This window comes from Streptomyces sp. MK7 (assembly GCF_032658145.1).
In the GTDB taxonomy this organism is placed as follows: Bacteria; Actinomycetota; Actinomycetes; order Streptomycetales; family Streptomycetaceae; genus Streptomyces; species Streptomyces spiralis.
This window is the reverse complement of sequence record NZ_JAVACL010000119.1, coordinates 1-1,503: the sequence shown is the minus strand read 5'-3', so window position 1 is coordinate 1,503 and position 1,503 is coordinate 1. Positions and strand designations below refer to the sequence as shown.

Genomic DNA, 1,503 nt, shown 5'->3' with positions numbered 1-1,503 from the left:
CAATGCCGCGGAGTTAACCCGCCGCGGTCCACGTCAAGTTGCTGGTCTTCACCCGGCAGGCGCCAGCCATTCGGGGGCAATCCGGTATCTACCTCGCCCTTCCCTGATCAGCATGGTCTGCTCGGCCCACTGGTTGATCTGTGTGCACAGACTGCGGTACTTCGCCCTCACGGTGATGCCGAGGGCCTTGCTGATCTCGACGGTTCGCCAGGCCCGTCCTGGATCGGTGCGCAACAGACGGAGGGTGCGCTCCCTGAAGCCCAGATCGTCGGGCTCGGTCTCGTCACGCCGGTGAACGACGACGTGTACGGAAGTGATTCGCTGGCTCTTCCCGGGACGATTCTGGGAGACCACCGTGTATTGCGAGATCGGGCACTTCACAAGCCGGGCGCTGGTGCGTGCCCGACGCGGAGGCAACAGCGCACCGAGCACAGCGTGCGCGATGCCGCCGTAGCCGTCGGCGGGTCCGAGAACTTCCCGCGCGCTGATCACCTGATCCGCCGCTGTGCGGAGGGCGACGGTGAAGCTGGCACGATCTGGGTCGGTGCCCGGCCGGGACTCGACCGCATCCACCATGGCGCGGCGAAGGCTCTGGTAGACGACCAGCAGCGCCCACAGTTCCTGCTGCAGCCCCACCGGGTCGCCGGAACGCAGAACCCGGCCGGCAAACAGCGTGTCCTTGAGCGCGAGGAAGGACAGTTCTATCTCCCACCGCTCGTGATAGAGCGCGACCAGTCGGTCGGCTGGATCGGCTTGGTGGTCCAGGAGCGTCGTTGCCAGCCGGTACCGGTCCGCGACGCGACTCCCGTCGGCGCAGTTTGCTGTCACGTCGGCTTCAATGATCCGGAAGGTGCGGCCACGCAGCCGAGTCAGGTAGGAACCGTCCGGCAGTACGGAGATCACTGCCGGGCGACGGCGGTAGGTGAGCCGTGCCAAGACCTGGGCCCCGGTGTCGGCGGCCTCGTTCAAGAACTCGTCGCCGGAGAAATTCCGGTCGGCGAGAAGCAGCATGCTTCCGTTCAGCAACGGCAGAAGCCGCCTGGCATACCCGGGCTCACCGGTGCTGGTCGGCCCGAACACCGCCCCGAGCAGACCGCGAGTGCCGGTTTCACACAGAGCCATGAGCCGGACGTGCGGGTATCCCTCAACACCGCGGTGCCGGCGGGTCTTTCCCAGAACCTCACGAACCCGGAAGGTGTCGGGAGCCTGCAGCGAGCTGCAACCGTCGAAGGCGACCGTGCGCCATCGCCGATAACTCACTCCGGGCGTCGAAGGACGGGCGAGCGGGCCGGACACCGTCTCGAACAGCTCCTGGAACGGGGCTGTCCCCAGGCGGCGGCGTACCTCCCGCAGCGCCTTCTCCGAGGGGACCCGCGAGACCAGGACCCGAACCCCGGCGATCAGATGGCTCCACACGCGCAGGTATCCAACTTCGGGGAAGAGACACAACGCCAGGACGAAGTACACCCCCACGCGAGACGGGATGAGGCGGAGTCTGCGCTG

1 protein-coding gene is annotated in these 1,503 nt (G+C 66.9%); it reads right to left on the bottom strand.

Going from position 1 to position 1,503, the window contains the following annotated elements:
- Positions 1–48: 48 nt before the first annotated feature.
- A partial coding sequence (locus R2S09_RS40065; RefSeq protein WP_316746209.1) for an IS4 family transposase occupies positions 49–1,503 on the bottom strand: 1,455 nt, incomplete at its 5' end.